General features: G+C 54.8%; 20 protein-coding genes. 10 read left to right on the plus strand and 10 right to left on the minus strand.

The window, feature by feature from the left end; genetic code table 11:
* Window positions 1-16 precede the first annotated feature (16 nt).
* Window positions 17-862 (plus strand): S-formylglutathione hydrolase, encoded by an 846-nt coding sequence (fghA, locus tag FGI04_RS09790; RefSeq protein ID WP_342700608.1) that lies wholly within the window; start codon window positions 17-19, stop codon window positions 860-862.
* A 360-nt stretch (window positions 863-1,222) separates the two neighbouring features.
* Complete coding sequence (locus tag FGI04_RS09795; RefSeq protein ID WP_342700607.1) at window positions 1,223-1,435, plus strand: KTSC domain-containing protein; 213 nt, start codon at window positions 1,223-1,225, stop codon at window positions 1,433-1,435.
* A gap of 59 nt (window positions 1,436-1,494) precedes the next feature.
* On the opposite strand, the gene FGI04_RS09800 is transcribed toward FGI04_RS09795, so the two are convergent.
* Window positions 1,495-2,583 (minus strand): oxidoreductase, encoded by a 1,089-nt coding sequence (locus tag FGI04_RS09800; RefSeq protein ID WP_407273557.1) that lies wholly within the window; start codon window positions 2,581-2,583, stop codon window positions 1,495-1,497.
* 260 nt (window positions 2,584-2,843) lie between these two features.
* On the opposite strand from FGI04_RS09800, the gene FGI04_RS09805 reads away from it, so the two are divergent.
* Window positions 2,844-4,355: a sugar ABC transporter ATP-binding protein gene (locus tag FGI04_RS09805; RefSeq protein WP_407273558.1), complete on the plus strand. Its 1,512-nt coding sequence runs from the start codon at window positions 2,844-2,846 to the stop codon at window positions 4,353-4,355.
* 83 nt (window positions 4,356-4,438) lie between these two features.
* A complete protein-coding gene (locus FGI04_RS09810; protein ID WP_407274762.1) occupies window positions 4,439-5,359 on the plus strand; it encodes an ABC transporter permease in 921 nt (306 codons plus the stop codon).
* 170 nt (window positions 5,360-5,529) lie between these two features.
* On the opposite strand, the gene FGI04_RS09815 is transcribed toward FGI04_RS09810, so the two are convergent.
* Together FGI04_RS09815 and FGI04_RS09820 are read right to left on the minus strand one after the other, a co-directional pair.
* Window positions 5,530-6,603, minus strand: a complete 1,074-nt coding sequence (locus tag FGI04_RS09815) for an alpha/beta hydrolase (RefSeq protein ID WP_407273559.1) — start codon at window positions 6,601-6,603, stop codon at window positions 5,530-5,532.
* The gene (locus FGI04_RS09820) at window positions 6,600-7,073 is read right to left on the minus strand and encodes a 2-oxo acid dehydrogenase subunit E2 (RefSeq protein WP_407273560.1); all 474 of its coding nucleotides are present in this window, start codon (window positions 7,071-7,073) and stop codon (window positions 6,600-6,602) included. The genes FGI04_RS09815 and FGI04_RS09820 overlap by 4 nt, the downstream gene beginning before the upstream one ends.
* Window positions 7,074-7,257: 184 nt before the next feature.
* Between FGI04_RS09820 and FGI04_RS09825 the strand changes: the two genes are divergently transcribed.
* On the plus strand, window positions 7,258-8,445 hold the full coding sequence (locus FGI04_RS09825) for a sugar transporter (RefSeq protein WP_342700600.1): 1,188 nt from the start codon (window positions 7,258-7,260) through the stop codon (window positions 8,443-8,445).
* A gap of 69 nt (window positions 8,446-8,514) precedes the next feature.
* Here the strand turns inward: FGI04_RS09825 and FGI04_RS09830 are convergent, their stop codons facing one another.
* Both FGI04_RS09830 and yieE read right to left on the minus strand, forming a co-directional pair.
* Complete coding sequence (locus tag FGI04_RS09830) at window positions 8,515-9,987, minus strand: amino acid permease (protein ID WP_342700599.1); 1,473 nt, start codon at window positions 9,985-9,987, stop codon at window positions 8,515-8,517.
* A 163-nt stretch (window positions 9,988-10,150) separates the two neighbouring features.
* Complete coding sequence (yieE, locus tag FGI04_RS09835) at window positions 10,151-11,029, minus strand: DNA-binding transcriptional regulator YeiE (RefSeq protein ID WP_168365537.1); 879 nt, start codon at window positions 11,027-11,029, stop codon at window positions 10,151-10,153.
* 105 nt (window positions 11,030-11,134) lie between these two features.
* Between yieE and FGI04_RS09840 the strand changes: the two genes are divergently transcribed.
* Window positions 11,135-12,217, plus strand: a complete 1,083-nt coding sequence (locus FGI04_RS09840; RefSeq protein ID WP_407273562.1) for a YeiH family protein — start codon at window positions 11,135-11,137, stop codon at window positions 12,215-12,217.
* Window positions 12,218-12,313: 96 nt separating this feature from the next.
* On the plus strand, window positions 12,314-13,174 hold the full coding sequence (gene nfo / locus FGI04_RS09845) for a deoxyribonuclease IV (RefSeq protein ID WP_342700597.1): 861 nt from the start codon (window positions 12,314-12,316) through the stop codon (window positions 13,172-13,174).
* 41 nt (window positions 13,175-13,215) lie between these two features.
* Here the strand turns inward: nfo and FGI04_RS09850 are convergent, their stop codons facing one another.
* The 4 genes from FGI04_RS09850 to fruB all read right to left on the minus strand — a co-directional run bounded on the left by FGI04_RS09850 (window position 13,216) and on the right by fruB (window position 17,858).
* Entirely contained in the window at window positions 13,216-13,926 is a 711-nt protein-coding gene (locus FGI04_RS09850) for a hypothetical protein (RefSeq protein ID WP_342700596.1), read from the minus strand.
* Window positions 13,927-14,075: 149 nt separating this feature from the next.
* Entirely contained in the window at window positions 14,076-15,761 is a 1,686-nt protein-coding gene (gene fruA, locus FGI04_RS09855; protein WP_342700595.1) for a PTS fructose transporter subunit IIBC, read from the minus strand.
* A gap of 16 nt (window positions 15,762-15,777) precedes the next feature.
* A complete protein-coding gene (gene fruK / locus FGI04_RS09860) occupies window positions 15,778-16,716 on the minus strand; it encodes a 1-phosphofructokinase (RefSeq protein WP_016942527.1) in 939 nt (312 codons plus the stop codon).
* Window positions 16,713-17,858 (minus strand): fused PTS fructose transporter subunit IIA/HPr protein, encoded by a 1,146-nt coding sequence (gene fruB / locus FGI04_RS09865; RefSeq protein WP_342700593.1) that lies wholly within the window; start codon window positions 17,856-17,858, stop codon window positions 16,713-16,715. The genes fruK and fruB overlap by 4 nt, the downstream gene beginning before the upstream one ends.
* Before the next feature lie 335 nt (window positions 17,859-18,193).
* Between fruB and FGI04_RS09870 the strand changes: the two genes are divergently transcribed.
* Entirely contained in the window at window positions 18,194-19,375 is a 1,182-nt protein-coding gene (locus FGI04_RS09870; RefSeq protein WP_407336651.1) for a sugar efflux transporter, read from the plus strand.
* 50 nt (window positions 19,376-19,425) lie between these two features.
* Here FGI04_RS09870 and FGI04_RS09875 read toward each other — a convergent pair whose 3' ends face one another.
* Complete coding sequence (locus FGI04_RS09875) at window positions 19,426-19,680, minus strand: YkgJ family cysteine cluster protein (RefSeq protein ID WP_153508731.1); 255 nt, start codon at window positions 19,678-19,680, stop codon at window positions 19,426-19,428.
* A gap of 284 nt (window positions 19,681-19,964) precedes the next feature.
* Between FGI04_RS09875 and yeiP the strand changes: the two genes are divergently transcribed.
* Window positions 19,965-20,537, plus strand: a complete 573-nt coding sequence (gene yeiP, locus FGI04_RS09880; RefSeq protein WP_016942532.1) for an elongation factor P-like protein YeiP — start codon at window positions 19,965-19,967, stop codon at window positions 20,535-20,537.
* A gap of 79 nt (window positions 20,538-20,616) precedes the next feature.
* Window positions 20,617-21,594, plus strand: coding sequence for a CobW family GTP-binding protein (locus FGI04_RS09885; RefSeq protein WP_407273565.1), 978 nt, complete (start codon window positions 20,617-20,619; stop codon window positions 21,592-21,594).
* Window positions 21,595-21,782 lie beyond the last annotated feature (188 nt).

Genomic DNA, 21,782 nt, shown 5'->3' on the forward strand with positions numbered 1-21,782 from the left:
GGAGAACTCACTCGCCATGACAACATCACTGGAATTGTTGGAAGAACACCGGTTATTCGGCGGCTGGCAACGGCGCTATCGCCATGCTTCCACCACGCTGAATTGTGACATGACCTTCGGCGTGTTTTATCCGCCTCTGGCCGGAGATACCCCGCCGCCCGTGTTGTACTGGCTGTCGGGGCTTACCTGCAACGACGAGAACTTTACCACCAAGTCCGGTGCTCAGCGCTTCGCAGCCGAGCTGGGGCTGGTGCTGATTATGCCGGACACCAGCCCCCGCGGCGACAACGTACCGGACGATGCGCAGTATGACCTGGGTAAAGGCGCAGGCTTTTACGTCAATGCTACCCAGGCGCCCTGGGATCGACACTTCCGTATGTTCGACTATATCAGCGATGAATTACCTGCTCTGGTACGTCAACACATCAGCGCCAGCGGCAGGCTTTCCATCAGCGGTCATTCGATGGGTGGGCACGGTGCACTGATGATGGCACTGCGCCATCCCGGCCGGTTTCGTTCCGTATCGGCTTTTGCCCCTATCGTCAACCCAACGCAGGTGCCATGGGGTCAAAAAGCCTTCAGCGCTTATCTGGGGGATGACCCGCAGCATTGGTTGGACTATGACAGTTGTCACTTGCTCGCCCACAGCGACTCGCCACTACCCACGCTTATCGATCAAGGCGATGGTGACAGTTTCTTGCCTGTGCAACTTCAGCCCGAGCAGCTAGAGACCATCGCCCATGCCCGTCAGTGGCCGTTGACGCTGCGTATACAGCCAGATTACGACCATAGTTATTATTTCATCGCGAGTTTTATTGAAGATCATCTGCGTTTTCATGCAAAACACTTGCATGAAAACTAAACGGAGTTGTTTAATAACACCACCACAGCACGGGACGGTTTATCGTGGGCTATCGCGATCTGTGGTGATGTAGTATTAAGATGTAGTATTTAATCAGTGTGATCGCCACTGATTGATGGGAATCTACTCTGAAGGTCATCATTGACGTCGGTATAGATGCCTGTCGCTGTGGCATCCTCTGCTAGCGTGCAGTGTCGGAGTACAGATTAAAAAAACAAGGAGATATTTTTCTCATTTTTTGTCTGTTTTTATGGTGCATACCGGCCCTTTGGAGGCCGGAACTGATCAAAACACCACAGCGTGTAACATCACTGTTGTATTTAACGTTATATTGCAACCACTAACAGGGAGTAATTTGTTTTGGAACGCAAACGAGTATCTTCCACCGAGCTGTTTGCCGTGGGGTACGATTCGGAAAACCGCATATTAGAAGTAGAATTACTGAACGGTAGTCTGTATCAGTACAAAAACGTGGCACGGATGATTTATGAAGAGCTGATGGCATCTAACGCCAAAGCACGGTACTACGCACGTTACATCAGGAACTCCTTTCCGTATGACAAGTTGCAGTAACCCTGCCAGACACCACACCAACGGGGCGAGGGAGTAAACCGCCCCGTTGTTTTATCACGTCACGCGTCTGTCTGTTCTACCGCGTGAAACGCCGCCAGCAGCGTACCGGCATCTAGCACACCGGGTAAATAATGAATGGATTCGCCTGCCTGCAATGTTCGCGTGATAGCCGCCTGGATTGACGCGTTATCTTCAATATCCACGCCCAACTCCGCCAGCGACACCGGCAACCCGAACACCCGGAACGCCGTTTTCAACTGGCGCAGCGTATCAAACTGCTCCAGCAACGCGCATTGCACCAGAATACCGTATGCCACCTTGGTCCCATGCAGAAATGGCTCTGTTTGCGGCAACACTGTCAGCCCATTGTGCACCGCATGCGCCGCCGCCACCCGGGTATAACGCTCGCCCAGCCCCCCGACCATTCCGCCCCCGGCAATAATCGCGTCGACAACATCCAGAAAATCCTGATTCAGCGTGGCCGCATTCACCGCCTTCAGCGCCGATTCACTCTGGCGCAGCAGCACATCACGGATGTCCTGTGCGGTTTGCAACCCGAGCCGCACAGTCAGCGATAACGTCTGTGGCTCGGGGCTGAGCACCACCGCCTCATACCACTTGGCCAGCGTGTCACCAATGCCCGCCAACAGATACGCCGCCGGTGCCGCCAGCAGAATGCGCGGCTCCACCAGTACCAGATGATTGGCATCAGTAAAAATCTCAAACCGCAGCGCCTGCCCGGCTTCGTTATACCAGACAGACAGCGGCGTCCAGGCGGCACAGGTCGCTGCGATAGTCGGTATCGCCACCAGCGGCAAGCCCAGACGACGCGCCACCACCTTGGCGGTATCCAATACCGCTCCGCCCCCCACACCAATCACCACCGTGCGATCATCGCCCGCCGCCGCAGTTAATCGCGCAACTTCATTTTCGCTGCAATGCGCGGAAAAGCAGGCCGTGCGAGACGTCGGCGCAGAAAACGCTGCTGGCAAATAAGGCCGGGCTGCCGCCAGTGCACGCTCACCGTGAATCCAAAATGCACGCGACAGTCTCTCGTGTGGATAAAATTCGCTGAGTTGGTCAATCGCCCCTGGAAAAGAAAAATAGTTGGCCGGCCCTACCTGGACGCGGATATCAGTTGTACTCATTACGGATACGTTCCTGTTCGACTAGTGAGGGATAAACGCCCGGTTTACCCGGAAACCCTGTTCGGAGATAACACATTGAAAACCATATTTAGGGATAACGGATCACCGTGTTAATAACGTTTTTGCTTAAGTTATGCTTTTTCATTTCTGTCTTAAGACGTCTGGAGCGCCATTCAGGCATTCCATTCTGCGGTTAATGTGATATTTTTCAACGTCGACATCTCGTCATTATCGCTATTAAGAACACGTTGTTGTCAATTATGTCCATAAACCCGCGTTCGCGTCTGGAAATGCGCTACATTTCCATCTCTTTTGCCGGATTCCCGGCCCTCAGACAGGTGAATTTCACGCTGGAAGGCGGTTCTATCCATGCGTTGACTGGCGCTAATGGCGCGGGAAAATCCACACTGATGGCGATTCTTTCTGGTGCTTATGACCATTACAGTGGAGATATTCTGCTGGATGGCGAAAAAGTCGCAATTCATTCTCCACGAGATGCCAAACGCTACGGCATTCATCTGGTACAGCAAGAAGTGGACGCCGCACTGGTGCCGACGTTGTCGGTCGCGGAGAACATTATGCTGGACCGGTTGGCGCAAAGCGGCCATGTACTCAACTGGCCTGCGCTCTATCAACAGGCACAGGCGCTGCTGACACAGTTAGGGGTCAGTATCAACGTTCGCCAGCGGCTGGAACGCTGCACGCTGGCGGAAAAGCAGCAAATCCTGCTGGCGCGTGCCCTCTCTCATCGTTGCCGCTTTTTAATTCTTGATGAACCCACCGCACCGCTTGATCAGGAAGAAAGCGCGCGTTTGTTTGCGGTGGTTCGTCGCCTGCAACAAGACGGTATCGGCATCGTCTTCATTTCACATCGCATTCATGAGCTGAGCGCTATCTGCGACACATTGACGGTGCTGCGTGACGGGCAGTTCGTCAGTTGCAGTCCGATGCAAGGACTCAGCGGTGAAGAAATTGTTGAGCGCATGCTGGGCCATCAGTTGGATGATATTTTCCCACCACGTCGCCAGCAGCATGACGGCAGTGTGTTGTTGCAGGTAGACGGCCTACACGATGACACTTTGTTGCACAACATTTCGCTGCGGCTGCGCAAGGGGGAAATCCTTGGCATCGCCGGTCTCGCCGGTGCCGGCAAGACGGAATTGTGCAAAGCGCTATTCGGTGCAACCCGTAGTCGGGTTGACGCCGGGTACTATCTGGGCCAGCCCTGGCGCCCCACCTCACCGGCTGACGCGGTGCAGCAGGGGATTGCGCTGGTACCAGAAGAACGGCGCAAAGAAGGTATTTTTATTGACGATTCCGTCACCATGAATCTCAGCATCAGCGACTGCGACAGTTTTTCCCGCTACGGGCTATTCGGACACGGTCAGGCGCTGGCCTGGGCCCGCTCCCTGATCCAGCGGTTGACCATCCGTACCAGCGGGCCACAACAGCGCTTGCGACGCCTGTCCGGCGGCAACCAGCAAAAGGTCGCTATCGGCAAATGGTTACGCAGCGACATGCAAGTGTTGATTTTGGATGAGCCCACTAAAGGCGTGGATATCAAAGCCAAGCAGGACTTGTTCACCCTGATCGACTCCCTGGCCCGACAGGGCAAAGGCGTGATTTATGCTTCCGGCGAGTTCTCCGAACTGGTCGGGCTGTGCGATCGCATTTGTGTACTGTGGGATGGACGCATCGTCGCTGAACTCGACGGTGCCGATGCCGACGAAGAAACGTTGTTACTTTATTCAACCGGAGGAACTCCCGCGTGAGTCAGCCAATCGTATCCAACAGCGCCCCTAAGGACGCGATCCCCTTTCACCATCGTCTGTTCGACCTGTTTTATAAATGGGGAATGCTGATTACCGTCGTCTTGTTGATTGCCCTGTTTGGGCTGGCATCGGACAACTTTCTGGATCCGAACAACATCATCAACATCCTGCGCTCTATCGCCATCGTCACGGTGATAGCGATAGCGGTGTCCATTTCGCTGTCAGTGGGTGGATTTGATCTGTCGGTCGGGTCGACCGCCTCGCTGGCGAATGCGCTGGTGATATCGCTGTTCGTCTGGCACGGCTTTAGCACCACCGGCGCTATCGTTCTGACGCTGGCCTTGTGTTTGTTAGTCGGGCTGTTTAATGCCTTTTTAATCGTGATTCTGCGTATTCCGGACATGCTGGCAACACTGGCGAGCCTCTTTGTGATTCAGGGAGTCGCCATGACCTACAGTTACGGCGGCTCCATCACCCAGAATATGCTGTTGCCGAGCGGTGAGATAGCAGACGGCGTGATCCCCGAGGTATTCTCCACCCTTGGCCATGTACCGGTGATTGTGGTGATCATGCTAGCTGTAACCATTCTGGTGCAGTTATATATGTCGCTCACCAAACACGGCCGACGTATGTATGCCATTGGTGGCAACCCGGAGGCGGCACGTCTGGCTGGGATCCGCACCGCGCGTTATCGGGTGCTGGCCTATCTGCTTTCATCGCTGTTAGCGGCACTGGGCGGTATTTTGCTGGCATCCCGTATCGGTTCATCGCAGGTCAACGCGGGGGGCGGTTATCTGATGGACGCCGTCGCGGCGGCTTATATTGGCTTTTCGCTGGCGGGCTCCGGTAAACCGAATGCATTAGGTACGCTGGTGGGTGCCGTGATCCTCGGTGTATTGCAAAACGGGCTGGTCATGCTGTCCGTGCCCTACTACGCGATGGACATCATCAAAGGCTCAGTACTGGCACTGGCGCTGGCGATGACTTATTTTCATAAACGCTAACGCTTGTACCTCATAGACGCTGACGTTTGTTTGTATCGGTCACGTTCTTCCTTCACGCTGTTCGACACCACAGCGCTGCATATAAAAAAAAATGGGGCTGGGATCACCGCCCCAAAAAGGCAAAGGGCTAAACCGCTTACACGCTAACGCACTGTGTAGCCAGACATCGTCTAACGCTTCAAACGCCGCAGAACACTGACCCCCAGCCTGGCGACGCCGGACAGCAGTTGGGACAGATTCAGTGAATTCAGCAGTGACCACAGTAGATACACCCGCACGGTTTTGCCGTAACTGGGTGAACCATGGACATCATCCAGCGACAAAATATGAGTCCTGTTGGATAAGCGGCGGATAGTGTCTGCTTCCATATTTGGGATCACCTCATCACGCAGACTCTGAACGTAATACAGCCTGACTCCGTGATTAATATCCCCCGGATGCATCACGAAGGTGCTATCGAGATACTGAAATATCTTGTCGTCATCATCGAGTTCCGGGTGTGTTTTCCCCACGTTGTGCCCGATGACCAACCGTGTCACGTAAGGCAACCGCCGATAGACCTCCCTGTCGTGGTACAACGAATCCAGCGGTGTGCCAGCCATGGTGATGCCCACGATACGATTGTCGGTCAGGCTGTTTTTGTAGGCGATAAACCCACTGAAGCTCAGGCCGAAAATATGGCAGCGTATGTCCGCGCGATCCTGTGCGAGATAATCCAGCACATCGCTGTACATGCGAAAAGACTGTTCGTTATACGGCAGTTGGTTTTCTCCCACCCCCGGCATTTCTGTCAGCACCACGGTCACGTCGAAACGCTCGAACAGCCCCACCAGATTCACCCACTGCTCTTTTAGCGAGATGATGCCCCCATTGATAATGATGACGTTATTGGTGTTCTTTTTCCTGACGTAGCACACCTGCCGTCCCTGCGACAGGCTGACCCGCGTTACCACACCACTCTCGATATACTGCTGATGAAACAACCGCTGGCAATGCTGGTTGCATTCATGCTGAAGTGGTGTTTCTGGATAGGGAAAACGCGCCAGATTGTAAAGCGAACAGGCCTTGAGCCACTCGCCTTGCTTTTCATGCTGTTGCGCCTGATGGTAAAACATCTGGCTCCAGCTATGCGGCGCATCATCACCCAGATGATGAATATCTGGCAGAATGGCGCGAGTTTCCGCACCGACGTTCAACACATAGCTGTGTAGCAGTACAAAATTTTTGAGTTCATCAAGCATCATGATGATGACTCCAGTGCAAAACCTTCCATGTTGCTTTTTATCCGTGTCAGAAATTCCGATGCCAGTCTGCCGTCCAGTACCCGGTGGTCGAAAACCATGGTCAGGTTCACCACCTGTGACACCGCCATGTCATGTGAAGGCCGCGACACCCTTTCGTTGATCACTCCCACCGTGAATGTGAACGTGGAACCGGAAATCGGGATACAGGCATCAGGGCCGTTTTTCCCCAGCGATGTCACGGTAAAGCTCCCCCAGGTCTCCGCCTGCAGTTTTGGCGACAACATGGCCAAACGCAGCAGCAAACCGGCGAGCCACGTCGGCAAACGCTGAATAAAACGAATTTTTTTGTAATGCTCGCTGGTCGCCGCGTCCTCTTGCTTGAACTGTTGCAGCGTCCGCCCGATATCGGCAACAGACAGCTTTTCGGTATGCTTGATGACCCGGGAATAGACCCCGGATACGCCGTTCAACGTCTTTTCCAGCGTGACCCGGGTGCTTTTACCACAGTGTCTGCATGATGTGCGGCCAGTGCGTTATCACGAGGCGCGCCTGCGCTGCACGATGCTGTCTTCTGACTGAAATGTGATCGTAATCGCATTTTTACCCACACTTCACTACAATAGCATGCTCGTCACCCCCGTTCAGGATCCTGCTATGACATCCGCTTCCCCTTCACGCGCCACCGCCTGGTTACGCGTGGTGACGCTGGCCGTGGCCGCGTTTATTTTTAACACCACGGAGTTTATTCCGGTGGGGCTGCTGAGTGACATCGCCAATACCTTTGCCATGAAAACCGAAGATGTTGGGCTGATGATCACCATTTATGCCTGGATAGTGGCGCTCGCCTCGCTGATCTGCATGTTGCTGACCAGCGGCATTGAGCGCCGCAAGTTACTGATCGGGCTGTTCAGTCTGTTTATTCTCAGCCATTTGCTGTCTGCCGTTGCCTGGAACTTTACCGTGCTGGTCCTTTCCCGAGCCGGTGTCGCGCTGGCGCACTCGGTATTCTGGTCTATTACCGCCTCCCTGGCGATTCGAATGGCCCCCCACGGCAAGCGGGCGCAGGCATTGGGGCTCATCGCCACCGGCTCGTCACTGGCGATGGTTCTGGGGCTGCCGCTGGGACGGGTTATCGGTCAATACCTCGGCTGGCGAATCACCTTCCTGACCATCGCCGCAGGCGCGACCGTTGCCATGATCCTGCTGGCGCGTTTGCTGCCATTACTGCCGAGCGAGCATTCCGGTTCGTTGTCCAGTGTGCCGAAACTGTTCCGCCGCCCGGCGTTGGTCGGTATCTACCTGCTAACGGTGGTGGTCGTGACGGCACACTTCACGGCTTACAGCTATATTGAACCCTTTATCCAGACCGTGGCCGGTCTGCCGGAAAACTTCACTACCCTGATTCTGTTGCTATTCGGGTGTGCCGGCATTGTGGGCAGTATGCTCTACAGCCGCTACAGCGAGCGTTTCCCGCTGGCGTTTCTGGTGACGGCCATGTTGTTGTTGCTAGGCTGTCTGACACTGCTGATGCCGCTGTCTGCTCACCCCTTCAGCCTGACGCTGCTGTGTCTGGTCTGGGGACTGGCGATGATGGCGATTGGTCTGGCGATGCAAGCCAAAGTATTGTCACTGGCGCCGGATGCCAGCGATGTCGCCATGTCGATTTTCTCCGGCTTGTTCAACCTCGGTATCGGCGGGGGCGCACTGTTGGGGAGCCAGGTGAGTCTGCATCTGGGCATGGATAAAATCGGTTATGTCGGCGCACCGCTGGTGCTGTTCGCACTGGTCGCGCTGCTGCTCACGGTTTATCGCAATGTGAGACTGGTGCATTCCCGCATTTAAATACGACTTCTTTTAGGCGTAAAAAAAAGCCAGTCGGGTTACCGACTGGCTTTTTTGTCTATAAAACCGTTACTTGTATTCCGGGAAGGTCATCTCACTGTATTTCACTACCCGTGATTTTTTCACCAGACGATAGCCCAGCCAGATAGCCAGAAACAGTGGAATACCGATGTACGTCGCCGTCACGGCATACCAGTCAATCTTATCAGCCAGAAACGCCTGATAATTCTGCCCCAACGTAATCACCAGGCAGAGTATGAAAGCAAAGATAGGCCCTAATGGGAAAAAGCCAGAGCGGTACGGCAGTGCCTTCAAGTCATGCCCTTGTGCGACATAACCGCGGCGGAAACGGTAGTGGCTGATGGCAATGCCCAGCCAGGCGATAAACCCGGTCATACCGGAGGTATTCAGCAACCACAGGTACACCGTCTGATTGCCGAACATCGACGACAGGAAACACAACCCTGCGACCACCGTCGTTGCGTACAACGCATTACGTGGTACCCCGCCTTGTGAGAGTTTGCCAAAGCACGCCGGTGCCTTCCCTTCCTGCGCCAACGTGAACAACATGCGGGTAGAGGCATACATACCGGAGTTACCTGCCGACAACACCGCCGTCAGGATAACCGCATTCATGACGGCAGCAGCCGACAGCAAGCCTGCATTCTCAAACACCAGCGTGAACGGGCTAACGCTGATATCTTTCACATCGTTACGCAGCAGATTAGGGTCGGTATAAGGCACCAGCAGGCTGATTATCAGAATCGCGAAGATATAAAACAGCAGGATACGCCAGAATACCTGACGAATAGCACGCGGAATGTTAGTCTGCGGATCTTTCGATTCCCCCGCCGCCACACCAATCAATTCGGTGCCCTGAAACGAGAAGCCGACGATCATGGCGACACCGATCATCGCGGAGAATCCGCCAGCAAACGGCGCATCGCCAATCTGCCAGTTATGCCAGCCTGCATGTTCACCACCGCGCAGAATACCGATAATCATCAGCACCCCAACGGCAATAAACAGAATCACGGTGGTCACCTTAATTAGCGAGAACCAGTATTCTGCTTCACCAAAGCCTTTCACCGAAATGTAATTCAGCAAAAACATCAGCGACAGGAACAACGCACTCCAGACCCAACCGGGCACCGATGGGAACCAGTATCCCATGACCAGTTGTGCCGCCACCAGGTCAACGGCGATGGTAACCGCCCAGTTGTACCAATAGTTCCACCCCAGCGCGAAACCGAATCCCTCTTCCACGTAACGTGCGCCATAGGTGGAGAACGAACCAGACACCGGCATAAATGCCGCCAGCTCGCCAAGACTGGTCATCAGGAAATAGACCATCAGGCCGATCAGCGCATACGACAACAGCGCCCCGCCCGGCCCGGCTTGCGATACCGTCGCACCAGAAGCGACAAATAACCCGGTACCGATAGAACCGCCGATGGCGATCATCGTCAAATGCCGCGCTTTCAGCTCACGGCGTAGCGTGGTTCCCCGCGATTGCGCGAGGTCAGTATCATGTTGAGCCATTACAATCCATGCCCTTGAAAATTTGAGGGCGGATTGTAGGCAATCTGCTACCTGCTGAATAGCGCATAGCGCGGATTATAAGAGACCTTCATAACTCGCCCGGAATCATAAGTAATCCCTCTGGAACACACGCCAGGTTTGCAACATTGATGTTGCCGGGCTGTTAAGGACGTTCCTCTCCCCGACAATACTCCAGAAAACATTGCAGCACGCCCGATAAGTGCTTTTGGCGATGGTGTACCAGGTATAACGTGCGGCTCAGTCTCGGTAAGGGCACCGGTAACTCCACCAACACCCCGGTAGCGAGCTGCTCGGCTATCACATGACGCGACAGGCAGCTGATCCCAATGCCATGTCGTACCGCGTGCTTGATGGCCTCTGAGTTGCCAAGCTCCATCACCAGCCGGAAATGCGGCAGACGAGCCAGCAGCAAATGATCCAGCACTTCACGCGTACCTGAGCCGTGCTCACGCAGGATCCACGGCGCATCCGCCAGCGTCTGTAACGAAAAATCATGGTCAATCAGCGGATTGCCGGGGGCGCAAAACACCACCAGTTCATCTTCCCGCCAGGGTTGGGTGACCAAGTCCGGGTGATGACACGGCCCTTCTATCAGGCCCAAATCAACCCGAAACTCAGACACCGCATTGACCACATCCTGGGTATTACCCACATACAGCTCCAGCGGAATGGCTGGGAAATCCTGACGATAGCGGGCAATCATCGCCGGCATCAAATAATTACCGATGGTACTGCTGGCATAAATGCGCAGCGCGCCGTTATCACGCCGGAAAAGCTGTTCAATTTCCGCTGACTGTTCCAGCAAAGCCAACGCTTTAGGGTATAAAAGGCGACCGTGTTCATTGACCACCAGCCGTTTACCCACACGATCAAACAGCTGTACCCCCAGTTGGCTTTCGAGGTCAGCCAACGCCGCGCTGACGGCGGACTGTGACAGCGACAACACCACCGATGCCTGTGTGGTTGAACCGCTTTTCAGGACTTCGGTAAACACTTCCAGTTGACGTAACGTAATGTGCATAGGGGCTCTTATCGTAAATATCTATAGGTTATAAATATATAATCAATTTCTATTTTAAGCGCGCTGATCATAGGCTGTGCCCTCAACCTTACATTGATAGCGGGTATGGCTATGTTTTTATTTTCTTCCAGGGTACAACGACTTTCCCCTTTATCCTCGGTGGGCCATCTGTTGACTGGCATCATCCTGATTGGCCTGCTGACCCGTGGCATCTTATGGTTATCCGGCCTGCCAGCCATTGCCGGATTGGGGTTCGGTTCCCTGACGTTGGCGATACTGGTTGGCATGATACTGGGCAATACGGCTTATTCTCACCTGCAACCCTGGTGTGATGCCGGCGTCCAGTGGTCTCGGCATTACCTGCTGCGCTGGGGCATCATCCTGTACGGCTTCCGACTGAGCTTCCAGCAACTCACCGCCGTCGGTAGCGCCGGTCTGGTTATCGATGTGCTGACGCTGACCTCTACCTTGTTGCTCGCCTATTGGCTGGGGCGGCGCTGGTTTCAACTGGACGGACATACCGCTTTGCTGATTGGCGCAGGCAGCAGCATTTGCGGCGCCGCAGCGGTACTGGCCACCGCCCCGGTACTGAAAAGTACCGCCGATAAAGTCGCGGTTGCGGTATCCACCGTCGTCCTGTTCGGTACCACCGCCATGTTTCTTTACCCATGGATGTACCAACATTTTATCCAGTATAGCGGCTGGTTATTTACCCCGCAGACTTTCGGACTCTACCTCGGTTCCACCGTGCATGAAGTGGCGCAAGTGGTCGCCGCGGGTCACGCTATCAGCCCGGAGACGGAGAATACGGCGGTCATCGGTAAAATGTTACGCGTCATGATGCTGGCACCGTTCCTGTTCCTGCTTGGCTTGTGGGTCAAGCAACGTCAGCCTGCCCACCAGACTGCGACATCCGCTACCGCCGGTTATCCGTGGTTTGCGTTGGGCTTCGTATTGATGTGTGGCTTTAATTCGCTGAACTGGCTGCCCGCTCGTTGGGTCGCCCTGATCACGCAACTGGATAACGTGCTGTTGACCATGGCGATGGTCGCACTGGGGATAGCCACCCGCCTGAGCACGCTGCGACAGGCGGGGGTCAAACCCTTACTGCTGGCGGCAGTGCTGTTCATCTGGCTGGTGGCAGGCGGTGCGGCTATCAATCTGGCGATACAGCATCTTTTTGCCTGAATGAACCCATCAGGATGAAATAACGTCTGGGTGAAACAGGACTACAGACCGTGACGCGGTAATGTCATAATGCGCGGGCATAAAAAGGAGAAAACCATGAAATATGTCGGAGCCCACGTCAGCGCATCTGGCGGTGTGGATCAGGCGGTTGCCCGCGCCCACGACATCGGTGCCACCGCGTTCGCGCTGTTTACCAAAAACCAGCGCCAGTGGCAGGCTGCGCCATTAACGGCAGAGGTGATTGACCGTTTTCAGGCTGCCTGTGCCCGGTATCAATTTACCCCGGCGCAGATACTGCCGCACGACAGCTATCTGATCAATCTGGGTCATCCGGATGACGAGGCTTTAGGCAAATCGCAGGCGGCATTTATCGACGAAATGACGCGTTGCCAGCAACTGGGGCTGACATTACTGAATTTTCATCCCGGTAGCCACCTGCGTCAGATAGACGAAAGCACCTGCCTGCGCCGCATCGCCCAGTCCATCAATCTGGCGCTGGAAGCAACCAGCGGCGTCACCGCAGTGATAGAAAACACCGCCGGTCAGGGTAGCAACCTGGGATTTCGGTTTGAGCATCTGGCAGAAATCATCAGTCAGGTGGAAGACAAAAGTCGGGTCGGCGTCTGTATCGATACCTGCCATGCGTTCGCAGGCGGTTATGACCTGCGCACCGAGGCCGACTGTGAGCGGACCTTTGCTGAACTGGAGCGAATCGTCGGTTTCCGCTATTTGCGCGGCATGCACCTGAATGACGCCAAAAGCGAGTTTAATAGCCGGGTGGACCGTCACCACAGTCTGGGTGAAGGCAACATCGGCAAAACCGTGTTCAGCTATATTATGCGCGACTCGCGCTTTGACGGCATTCCACTGATTCTGGAAACCATCAATCCAGATATCTGGGCGCAGGAAATCGCCTGGCTCAAATCACAACAATCGCCAGTCAACATCGTTTGCTGACACAGAAATCGCGGCCAGATACTGGCCGCTACACGGCGTAATCAGGCCGTTTCCTCCCGCCGTAATTGCGCTGCCCGCTCGAATATTCGGTTTGATACCGTGCGTGGTTTATGCCCCTGCCCGTCAGGCTGCACAACGCACTGAAATGCATCACGCAGTTGCATTGCTTTTCCCTGCTCATCACGCCCGATAGCGTATTTATCGTGAAAGGGCGAAATCGCCAGCGCCAGATTATCAATAATCGTATCGCGATAAGAGAAGGCGTTCTTCTTTACCGACAGCATCTGATTGATGATAGCGCAGTCGATCAAAGTACCAGTGAGCCATTCGGTTTCACAGGCATACCCGGCACACCAGCGTAACTGGTTGCCGCGAGTAAAGGTTTCGATTAACTCGGTATGTGCCCCCACAAAACAGGCACCGAGCAGCAATCCGGTAATATTGAACTGATGCGACAATTCGCCGATAGGTAGCAGTACATCCCGAATGTGCGTGCCCCCTACTCTTTTCCCCTGACCGTGCGCGGCGACATAAATAATGATGTTTTTGAATGAGATCTTGCACAAACACTGTAACGCGGTGCGAAAACTGGTCTTGTCGTAGAAATTGGCGCAATACACCTCGGTGTCACCGGCGACCTTGGCAATACCTTCAATGAACGGCACGACGGATGAGCGGTTGGCATCAAGCGCATCCAGTTCCCAAGGCGACTCCAGCACCAAAATCCCCCGGCTGGCATGATGACGCGGCATGGCATTCTCCTTCTCAGCGACCCTAGCATGACGAAATCATACCGCTGTTGAGTGCACTATCTCACGGGAAAAACTAAACTCGCGGAAAAAACGTAAAAAAACGCCGGTACATCGCACCGGCGTTTTTATCACTGCATTATCATTACGTGTCAGGCTTTAGCCAGTTGCTCTTCCGGACGTTTCAGCACAGCGTACAGCACGCCAGCCACAACCGTACCTGCCACGATGGAAAGCAGGTAGCCCAGTACCGGTGTGATCGCACCTGGAATCAGCAGGACGAACAGACCACCGTGCGGAGCCATCAGCTTAGCGCCAATCGCCATAGAAATGGCACCTGTCAACGCACCACCCAGAATACAGCACGGCAGTACACGCATCGGGTCACGGGCAGCATAAGGAATGGCCCCTTCGGAGATGAAGCACAGTCCCAGCACCACCGCCGCTTTACCACCTTCACGTTCGTTGGCCGTGAATTTCTTAGCAGCAATGAAAGTCGCCAGTCCCATCGCCAGCGGCGGCACCATACCAGCAGCCATAACGGCAGCCATTGGCGCATACACCTGGCTACTGAGCAGCGTGGTACCAAACACATACGCCACTTTGTTTACCGGGCCACCCATATCGGTACACATCATGCCGCCCAGAATGGCACCCAGAATGACCGCATTCGCCGTACCCATGGATTGCAGCCAGCCCGTCAGGCCAGTCAGGATTTTCGCAACCGGGGTACCGACCACGTAAATCATGATAAGACCGGTTATCAGCGTCGCGAAGAGCGGAATAATCAGAATCGGTTTTAGCGCCGACATACTCTGCGGCAACGTCACATGGTTGCTGATGGCACGCGCCAGATAACCTGCCAGGAACCCGGCGATGATACCGCCAAGGAAACCCGCGCCGGTGCTGACAGCCAGCATACCGCCAACCAGACCCGGAGTCAGACCCGGACGGTCAGCAATGGAGAACGCAATGTAACCCGCCAATACCGGCACCATCAGTGCAAACGCAGAACCGCCACCGATCTTCATCAGCGCCGCGGCCAGCGTCCCTTCTTCCTTGAACGCGGTAATCCCGAATACGAACGACAAGGCAATACACAGACCACCTGCCACCACCATCGGCAACATGTACGACACGCCGGTCAGCAAGTGACGATACGGACCTGTGCCGCCTTTTTTAGCCGAGTCAGCCGCCGCGCCACTTTGGGCAGAGGGCTGGAAGACCACCGCTTCAGACAGCGCTTTATCAAACTCTTGCGCCGTCTTCTTCAACGCCAGACCTGTCGAGGTGCGATACATTTTTTTACCGGCGAACTTACTGAGGTCAACTTCAATGTCCGCCGCCACGATAACCAAATCCGCCTGTTCGACTTCTTCCTGGCTAATCGGGTTACCTGCACCTACGGAGCCGCGGGTTTCCACTTTCACCCACCAGCCACGTTTTTTCGCTTCACTTTCAATTGCTTCAGCCGCCATGAAGGTGTGAGCCACCCCGGTCGGGCAGGCTGTCACCGCCACAATACGCTTGGCCGTAGTCGGCGCAGCCGCTGGAGCTGCCGTTGCCGGAGCCTGATACGGCTTCGCCTCAGCTTTCGCTTTTTCCAGGAACTGAGCAGGCTGACTCAACGCCAACTCCACATCCCCGGCAAACACGTTCTTGCCATTCAATCCACTGTCTGCCTGTACGGAAGCACCCAGCACGATCGCCAGCTCCGCATCAGCAAGTTGCTCAGTGAGGGTAAGTCCTGCGTTAGCTGCGGCAGCACCGAGCAAATTCTTCACCAGACGGCTTTTCGCCAGTCCCAGTGATTTATCGAGTATCAGCAGCGTTTTCATTGTTTATCTCCTGCTGTCAATTAAAGGGTTGTAGATCAACACGCGCCATCATCGCAGCCAGCTGCGGACGATCGCTAATGCCAACGTTACTCTGGCTAACGGCCAGTGCTGCTACCGCAGTGGCCAAACGCAACGTATGTTCACTGGACTCACGCATCAATAAGCCATAAATCAATCCCCCCACCATGGAGTCACCCGCACCTACCGTACTGATCACTTCACAGGCTGGCGGCATTGCACGCCAGGCACCGGACGCATTGACCCACAGCGCGCCTTCCGCTCCCAGCGAAATCACGACATGAGCAATACCCTGTTCACGCAACGCATGCGCTGCATCTACCACATCCGCCAGCGTAGGTAATTTACGCCCGGCCCAAATTTCCAGCTCACGGCGGTTAGGTTTCACCAACCACGGCGAGGCTTTCAGGCCTGCTACCAGCGCTTCGCGGCTGCTGTCGAAAATAATGCACGGACACTGGCTACGCAGACGCGACATCCAGTCGGTAAACGCATCCGGGTCAACACCACTCGGCAGGCTGCCACTGACAGCTACCATGTCAAACTGCCCCAACCAGCTCAGCGAATCGTTCACGAAACGCTGCCAGTCTTGCTGGGTCACTTCAAAACCGGAGAAATTCAGGTCGGTCACATCGCCATTCTGCTCGGTGAGTTTGACATTAATACGGGTACGCCCCGACACCACCTGGAAACGGTTGGCGATGCCCAACTCGCTGAACAACTGTTGAAAGCCGTCCTGATTATCTTTGCCCAGGAACCCACCGACGGTGACATCAATGCCGAGGTCTTTGAGTACCTTAGCAACGTTGATGCCTTTACCTGCGGCATGCAGCCCCGTAGTCTGGACCAGATTCACCTCACCCCGTTCAATTTCCGGGCAATACCCTACTAAATCATAGGCGGGATTCAGGGTAATGGTGGCAACGCGTCTGCTCATGCTGCGCCCTCCCCAAGACCAGACTGAATGGCCTCGCCAATCGCTTTCAGCGCCGCTTCAGCATCTTCGCCACGGGCGGTAAAGCGCAGACGGTGGCCGCTTTTAACCCCCAGCGCCACCACTTTCATCAGACTGCGGCCGTTGGCGGGTTTACCGGTGCCGTCAAGATTCGTCACCGTTATCTCGCTGGAGAACTGTTTAATCACGTTGACCAGCATCGCGCCGGGACGGGCATGCAGGCCATGCTCATTGCGTACAGTAAATTCGGCTTCCAGTGCGTCGCTCTCGGCTTCACCTTCGGTTGCCTCATCACTGGTCAACAACGCCAACAACGTGGCTTCGTCAGCAGACAGCAGGCTGTCAGCTTTACCAGCAATCAACAAATTGCTGAGATAATCCAGCGATGCAAATACTTGCTCGTCGGCAGCCGACACGGTCAGCAACAGCGCAACGGTTTCACCGTCTAGTGCGAATGGCTGGGCTGGGCGGCTTACCGCCAGCGCGCTCACCAGGTTGCCGTTCAGACTATCGCTCAGCCAAATACCCTGCCCCAGATGGGTCGGTTTAGTGGCGACAACATGGCTGACGAAACTAGCGTCAACTGCGCCAATCTGCTGCAAACGACCAGCGTTCAGCGCCTGCAAGGTCATCAGGTTATCCGTCGCCACATTCAGGTTAATCAGCGACGTATCAAAGCGGAACGCACCCGCCAGTTGTTCACCCATCAGCAACCCACGCAGTTCGTCAGCGGAGGTGGTACTGGCCAAACGGGCCGCAACGCGGTCATCGCTCAGCACATGGGTCAGTTGACGTAACAGCGCCAGGTGTTCGTCAGAACGGGCAGCGATGCCCAGCACCACATAGGCGGTCTGGTCTTCCCCCCACGCAATGCCCTGCGGGAACTGGAATACCTGAACACCGGTTTTCTTCACCAGATCTCGCGTATCGGTCGTGCCATGCGGGATGGCGATACCACTGCCAAGATAGGTCGATGTCTGCTGCTCACGCTGCAGCATCCCCGCGACATAGCCCTCGCTCACGCAACCCGCTTCGGTCAGAGCGGCGGCCACCTGACGGATGGCCTCCTCTTTCGTACCGGCGGAAGCACCTAAATGAATGTCGTGCTGTGACAACTGAAACATAATGCTCCTCTCTTGCTGAACTTGAATCGTTTCAGCTTTTATGAGAAATAATTTGCTGACTCGCTCAGGGTAATTTCAGCAAAACCTCGCTGAAACGTTTCAAAAATTCTGCGTTTTTCATTATGGCGATGCAAGCATTCTGCATGGATGAAATAACAGATCTTAGAGGTCACGCACATTTTCACTCGAAAATTCAGTGCGCATTAACAGGTTGTCACACTTGTGCTGAATAGGTGCTGAAGAAAAAAAGTTGAAACGGGCTTTCGTTTCTACCCTATCAGCGTAAGATAGCGCGTTCAGTTTTCTTTCTGTTCTTTTTTTGACCTGAATTCAGCATGACATTTTCTTCCACCCGTGTAGCCCGGCGTCTGCCCGACCTGACATCCTCGGCATTCCTGATGATTGCCTTCCTGACCGGGATTGCCGGTGCGCTGCAACTCCCCACACTGAGCCTGTTTTTGTCAACAGAAGTCCAGGTTCGCCCCGTCATGGTGGGGCTGTTTTATACCGGCAGCGCGGTGATCGGCATCGTCGTCAGCCAGGTTTTAGCAACCTATTCCGATCGCCAGGGCGACCGCAAAACGCTGATCCTGCAATGTTGCCTGCTGGGTGCGCTTTCCTGCCTGCTGTATGCCTGGAACCGCAACTACTTTGTTTTACTGTTCATCGGCGTATTGCTGTCGAGCTTTGGTTCCACCGCCAACCCACAGCTGTTTGCGCTGGCAAGGGAACACGCTGATCGCACCGGCCGGGGCGCGGCCATGTTCAGCTCCGTGATGCGAGCGCAGATTTCGCTGTCATGGGTCATCGGGCCGCCGGTTGCTTTCGCGTTAGTGTTGGGATTCGGGTTCCCGGTAATGTACCTGACGGCAGCAGCGGTGTTCGTCTTATGTGGGGTGTTGGTATGGCTGTTACTGCCCTCTATGCCGAAGACCCGGGTTAAATCCGCCGCTACGCTGGAATCGCCGCGGCAAAACCGGCGCGATACGCTCTTACTGTTTAGTGCCTGTACCCTGATGTGGACCTGCAACGGTATTTATCTGATCAATATGCCGTTATATCTGGTGCATGAATTACAGTTACCGGAGAAACTGGCCGGGGTGATGATGGGGACCGCCGCCGGGCTGGAAATTCCGGTGATGCTGCTGGCAGGGTATCTGGCCAGTCGATTGGGAAAACGCCTGCTGATGCGTTTAGCGGTGATAGCCGGGTTGGTTTTCTATACCGGCCTGACGTTGCTGAACAGTGGCTGGGCATTGCTGGCGCTGCAACTGCTGAATGCGATTTTCATCGGTATTCTGGCCGGAATGGGCATGCTGTATTTTCAGGATCTGATGCCAGGTCAGGCCGGTGCCGCCACAACGCTATTTACCAATACCACCCGGGTTGGCTGGATCATTTCCGGCTCACTGGCTGGGATGGTGGCCGAAGTCTGGAGTTATCATGCTGGTTTTGTCATCGCTATCGCGATGCTGGCTGGCGCTGCCGTCTGCATGTGGCGCATCCGCGACGTTTGAGGCAGCGCTGTTTAGTATATAGAGGATGGATGCACAGGCGTTTGGTGCACTCAGGGCGCGGTGGCGTCTTCCAGCTCGATAAGGTACTGCATCGCCTCATCACGACTGTTGCGGCACATGTCACAACTGGGTTGCAACCCACGACACACCGCCGGACGTAAGGGCGAAAAGAACAGGCCGCAACGCATACGCTCATCAAGATGAATACAGGGCGTATTGGCGGGTTTTCCCTGCGGCATGCCGGGGATCGGGCTGGAGATAGACGGTGCGGTACAGCAGGCTCCACAATCAGAACGACATTCCATCAGTGACCTCCGGGGATTCCCCTCGCTATTGCTGGCCGCAGAGCCTAACAGGCTGGCGGCCGCAAGGCTACTACTCTCTATTATCGTTATTCTCTCTATTCGTGCCTCTATTCGTGCTATCCGTGCCATTCGCGGCCGGTTTAGCATCGTTTTCATTTCTGCTGTGTTTATCCCTCAGGTAATTTGTCTGGTGCCAGACAGCCACAAATCCCTCTTGCCTGAACCCATCCTGACGAGTAACGTGTCGCCACAAAAATTTCTCTTCTTTATTTAAGGTACATTTCATGGCAAGAGCGAATGAGATCAAACGCGGCATGGCCGTTAACTACAACGGTAAACTGCTGCTGGTAAAAGACATTGATATCCAAAGCCCCAGCGCCCGTGGTGCCAGCACACTGTACAAAATGCGTTTCGCTGACGTTCGCACCGGACTGAAAGTAGAAGAGCGCTTCAAAGGTGATGACATTCTGGACACCATCACCCTGACCCGTCGCTCTGTCACCTTCTCTTATATTGATGGCGACGAATACATCTTTATGGACGAGGAAGATTACACCCCGTATACCTTCAAAAAAGAGCAGATCGAAGACGAACTGCTGTTTATCCCGGAAGGCGGCATGCCGGGTATTCAGGTATTGACGATGGAGGGTCAGTTGCTGGCGCTGGAACTGCCGCAGACTGTCGATCTGGAAATTGTCGAAACCGCACCGGGCATCAAAGGGGCTTCAGCCAGCGCCCGCAACAAACCGGCCACACTGACTACTGGTCTGGTGATTCAGGTGCCGGAATACCTGAGTGCAGGTGAAAAAATCCGTATTCACATCCCTGAGCGCCGCTATATGGGTCGTGCGGACTGAATGAGTTAGCCAAACCAAGCCCCTTCCCCGCGTCTGGCAGGCGATGTCAGACGCTTCCCGCACACGCAAGGAGACTCCTGTGTTGACGAAAGTAAACCTGATTACCGGCTTCCTCGGTAGCGGCAAAACCACCACCATCAGGCACCTGCTCTCTCATAAACCCGAAGGCGAAACCTGGGCGGTGCTGGTTAATGAGTTTGGTGAAATCGGTATCGACGGCGCGCTGTTAAGCAACACTGGCGCACTGCTCAAAGAGATCCCTGGCGGTTGCATGTGCTGTGTCAACGGCCTGCCGATGCAAGTCGGGCTCAACATGCTGTTGCAGAAAAAACCACATCGGTTACTGATTGAACCAACCGGCCTGGGTCACCCGAAGCAAATTCTGACACTGCTGACCTCTGAAGCCTACCAGTCATGGCTCCAGCTACAGGCCACCTTGTGTTTACTGGATCCACGCCAGCTCGGCGACAGCCGTTATACCGACAATGAAAACTTTCGCGATCAGCTTGCCGCTGCGGATGTCATCATCGCTAATAAAGAAGACACCTGGCAACAGAGCGACCGCGATGCGCTACAACATTGGCATCAACAGCAGGGCCAGGGGCGTCGACTGCTAACAGCGTCTCAGGGTCAGGTCGATACCGCCGTATTGGATCTACCGCGGGACAATCACACCGCACTGCCGGATGCCCGCCACCACCATCACGATGCACCGGCGAAAACCGGGCTGGCGGCACTTAAACTGACGGGTCATGAACGCTGGCGTCGTGCGCTGAATCAGGGTCAGGGGTATTACGCCTGCGGCTGGATTTTTGATGGCGAGACTCAATTCAACACCGCTCGTCTGCTCGACTGGGTACGGTTGGCACCGGTAAGCCGTATTAAAGGTGTGATACATATTGCGGAAGGTACGTTGGTGGTCAATCGTCAGGGATTCGACCTGCGCATTGAAACACAGCCAGCGTCACCGCCAGACAGCCGTATCGAAATCATTAATGACTCAGAAGCGGAATGGAACACGCTGCAAAAACAGCTGTTAGATTGCCGCGAGAGGTAAGCACAACCGGTAGCGCGTCGTGCCAACGTTAAACGGCCGACATGAAACGGCAGTAGGGATATCTGTCAGAACGCCATACTCTCTTTTATTTCTCGTTCTGTACGCCTATCGCAGTGTTTTATCGGGCTGACGTGGGATATTTCATCACGAAATCATATAAACAAAAAAGACAAAAAAACTCGCAATCT

This window comes from Dickeya ananatis, from assembly GCF_019464615.1.
In the GTDB taxonomy this organism is placed as follows: Bacteria; Pseudomonadota; Gammaproteobacteria; order Enterobacterales; family Enterobacteriaceae; genus Dickeya; species Dickeya oryzae.

What these genes read in the sequence shown, in the direction of transcription:
- nfo (WP_342700597.1), top strand. Translation starts at nt 12,314, where the DNA reads ATGAAATATGTCGGAGCCCACGTCAGCGCATCTGGCGGTGTGGATCAG.
- FGI04_RS09815 (WP_407273559.1), bottom strand. Translation starts at nt 6,603, where the DNA reads ATGATGCTTGATGAACTCAAAAATTTTGTACTGCTACACAGCTATGTG.
- fruA (WP_342700595.1), bottom strand. Translation starts at nt 15,761, where the DNA reads ATGAAAACGCTGCTGATACTCGATAAATCACTGGGACTGGCGAAAAGC.
- FGI04_RS09830 (WP_342700599.1), bottom strand. Translation starts at nt 9,987, where the DNA reads ATGGCTCAACATGATACTGACCTCGCGCAATCGCGGGGAACCACGCTA.
- FGI04_RS09825 (WP_342700600.1), top strand. Translation starts at nt 7,258, where the DNA reads ATGACATCCGCTTCCCCTTCACGCGCCACCGCCTGGTTACGCGTGGTG.
- FGI04_RS09870 (WP_407336651.1), top strand. Translation starts at nt 18,194, where the DNA reads ATGACATTTTCTTCCACCCGTGTAGCCCGGCGTCTGCCCGACCTGACA.
- fghA (WP_342700608.1), top strand. Translation starts at nt 17, where the DNA reads ATGACAACATCACTGGAATTGTTGGAAGAACACCGGTTATTCGGCGGC.
- FGI04_RS09805 (WP_407273558.1), top strand. Translation starts at nt 2,844, where the DNA reads ATGTCCATAAACCCGCGTTCGCGTCTGGAAATGCGCTACATTTCCATC.
- FGI04_RS09800 (WP_407273557.1), bottom strand. Translation starts at nt 2,583, where the DNA reads ATGAGTACAACTGATATCCGCGTCCAGGTAGGGCCGGCCAACTATTTT.
- FGI04_RS09850 (WP_342700596.1), bottom strand. Translation starts at nt 13,926, where the DNA reads ATGCCGCGTCATCATGCCAGCCGGGGGATTTTGGTGCTGGAGTCGCCT.
- yeiP (WP_016942532.1), top strand. Translation starts at nt 19,965, where the DNA reads ATGGCAAGAGCGAATGAGATCAAACGCGGCATGGCCGTTAACTACAAC.
- fruB (WP_342700593.1), bottom strand. Translation starts at nt 17,858, where the DNA reads ATGTTTCAGTTGTCACAGCACGACATTCATTTAGGTGCTTCCGCCGGT.
- fruK (WP_016942527.1), bottom strand. Translation starts at nt 16,716, where the DNA reads ATGAGCAGACGCGTTGCCACCATTACCCTGAATCCCGCCTATGATTTA.
- FGI04_RS09875 (WP_153508731.1), bottom strand. Translation starts at nt 19,680, where the DNA reads ATGGAATGTCGTTCTGATTGTGGAGCCTGCTGTACCGCACCGTCTATC.
- FGI04_RS09840 (WP_407273562.1), top strand. Translation starts at nt 11,135, where the DNA reads ATGGCTATGTTTTTATTTTCTTCCAGGGTACAACGACTTTCCCCTTTA.
- yieE (WP_168365537.1), bottom strand. Translation starts at nt 11,029, where the DNA reads ATGCACATTACGTTACGTCAACTGGAAGTGTTTACCGAAGTCCTGAAA.
- FGI04_RS09810 (WP_407274762.1), top strand. Translation starts at nt 4,439, where the DNA reads ATGCTGATTACCGTCGTCTTGTTGATTGCCCTGTTTGGGCTGGCATCG.